This window comes from Archangium sp., assembly GCF_036389735.1.
GTDB lineage: Bacteria > Myxococcota > Myxococcia > Myxococcales > Myxococcaceae > Archangium.
This window is the reverse complement of the sequence record NZ_DASVWK010000899.1, coordinates 1-2334: the sequence shown is the minus strand read 5'-3', so window position 1 is coordinate 2334 and position 2334 is coordinate 1. Positions and strand designations below refer to the sequence as shown.

Annotated in this window: 2 protein-coding genes; one reads left to right on the top strand and one right to left on the bottom strand. The window is 70.6% G+C overall.

The genetic code is table 11. From position 1 onward, the window contains the following. Nucleotides 1-557 (top strand): AI-2E family transporter (locus VF794_RS32040; protein ID WP_331116917.1); only part of this gene is annotated, 557 nt, incomplete at its 5' end. A gap of 76 nt (nt 558-633) precedes the next feature. Here the strand turns inward: VF794_RS32040 and VF794_RS32035 are convergent. Next, nucleotides 634-2334: HYR domain-containing protein (locus VF794_RS32035; RefSeq protein WP_331116916.1), on the bottom strand; the 1701-nt coding region annotated here is incomplete at its 5' end.

Here is a 2334-nt window from a genome sequence, read left to right as displayed (position 1 = left end):
TGTTCATGCTGGTGTTCGGCCCGGGATTGGTCCGGCGGGTGCTCGCGGAGACCCTCCCCGAGCACCGTGTGCGGTACGAGCGCGTGCTGGCCAAGGTGTACAACGCCACCGGTGGCTACCTGGCCGGGCTCACCCTCATCTGCACCATCAACGCCGTCCTCACCACCATCTGCCTGGCGCTCCTCGGGGTGCCCTTCTTCCTCCCGCTGGGCATCATCAGCGGCTTCTCCAGCATGGTCCCGTACGTGGGGCCCCTCATGGCCGGGGGCACCATCACCCTGCTGACGCTGGCCACGGGTGGACCGTGGAAGGCGCTGATGGTGTTCGTCTACTTCCTTCTCTACGGACAGCTCGAGGGCAACGTGCTGGCGCCCCTCGTCTTCCGGCGCACCGTCCACGTCAACCCGCTGCTCACCCTGTTCGCGGTGGTCTTCTTCGCGGAGCTGGCTGGCATCACCGGCGCGGTGCTGGCGGTGCCGCTGGTGGCGACAGGGCAGATCATCGCGCGCGAGCTGCTGCGCCTGCGCCGGGAGCGGCTCGACCTGCCCCAGCCCTGAAGGGCTCGCGGAAAAGCGAAGGGCCCGGAACCGACTGGCGGCTCCGGGCCCTGCTTCACCTCACCCTACCCCGCCCTCACTTGTTGCAGAGCGAGCTGCCCTCGGTGGTGCCGGCCGGGCACCCCTCGCCGACGCAGAACTTCACGCCGCTGTCCACCGCGCCACGGCCGGACTGGTCGTGCGGCACGTAGACGCGGCAGCTGCTCTGGGTGGAGACGCCCTCGTCGTTGGTGACGGCGTAGTGGAGGGTGTAGACGCGGCCGTCGCTCGTGCCCTCGCGCTCGGAGCGGAGCTGCACGGACGTGGTGCCCACGGTCACGGCCATGTCGTCGCAGGTGCGGCCGTCACCGTTGCCGTTGGCGTCCTCCACCTCGTCCGAGGTGACGGCGAGGATGCGGCCGTAGTGGTCCAGCGGCAGCGGGTTGCCGCATGCGTCCGTCGCGGGCTCGGCGCAGTCGGCGAGCGAGACGGTGACGTACTTGTGGTTGGGCGACCACAGCTCCAGCCCCTTCTCCGCGCCCGCGGTGGGGGGCACGGAGGTGTCGACGCTGCTCTTCACGCTGACGACGAACTCGCACGAGGCCGCGTTGCCGAAGGCGTCCGTGGCCGAGCAGGTGACGAGCGTGTCACCGGCTGGGAACTCGGAGCCGGAGGCGTGCGAGCAGGAGACGGGCACCGGGCCGCAGTTGTCGGTGGCCGCGGCCTCGAAGGAGGCCGGGGAGCCCGTGGCGGAGCAGGAGTCGACCGTCACCACCACGGGGGCGGTGGGGCAGCTGAGCACCGGCGCCAGGGTGTCACCACGCACCGTCACGTTGAAGCCGCAGGAGGCCTTGTTGCCAGCGGTATCCGTGGCGGAGCAGGTAACGGCCGTGTCGCCCACCGGGAAGGTGGTACCGGAGGCGTACGAGCACGACAGGGGTGCCGGGCCGCAGGTGTCGGCGGACGAGGCCTCGAAGGTGGCCGTGGCGCCGGCGGGCGAGCACGTCTCCAGCTCCTGCGAGGCCGGGCAGTCGATGGTCGGCTTCGAGTTGTCCACCACGGTGATGCGGCCCACGCACTGGGAGCTCGCCTCACCGTCGGAGGCCGTCAACGTGATGGTGTGCGTGCCCAGACCGAGCGAGGTGTAGGGCTCCTCGGTGATGGTGAGCGGCGACGGCCCGTTGTCCGGGTCGTAGCTGCCGTCGTTCACGCTGGCGCGGCCCAGGCAGTAGATGTTGGCGTTGATGGTGATGTCGCGGCACAGGGCCACCGGCGGCTTGTTGGCCGGCGTCACGGCGCACGAGAGGTCACCCGACGCGAAGGAGGTGTTGTTCTCCTCGATGCACTCGGTGGTGGAACCCTGGCCGGTGCCGTCATCATCCACCACGGCCCACACCTCGGCGGTGCCGGTGGCGGAGGTGGTCGCGGAGAGCGTGACGATGGCGCTCTCGCCCGCGGCCAGCGGCGTCCCGACGTCGGTCACACCGAGCAGCGTGCCGCCCGAGGCCGGGTTGCCCTTGTAGAAGGCCACCTTCACGCCGGCGGCCACCGGGGCCTCGCCCTGGTTGCGCACACGCGCACCGAGCACGAGCGAGCCGTAGCCATCGCACGCCACGGTCACGTCGGAGATGACGAGGTCCGCGGCGGCGTAGGGGCTGGCGCCGTCGCCCCGGTAGTTGGCGACGTTGGCGCGGAAGTTGTTGAGCTGCGGCTGGAGCCAGTTGGTCGCCGGGCGGGCGGGGATGGTGCCGTCCGCGTTGATGTTCGTCACCGAGTAGGCGTGCTGGTTCCAGATGCG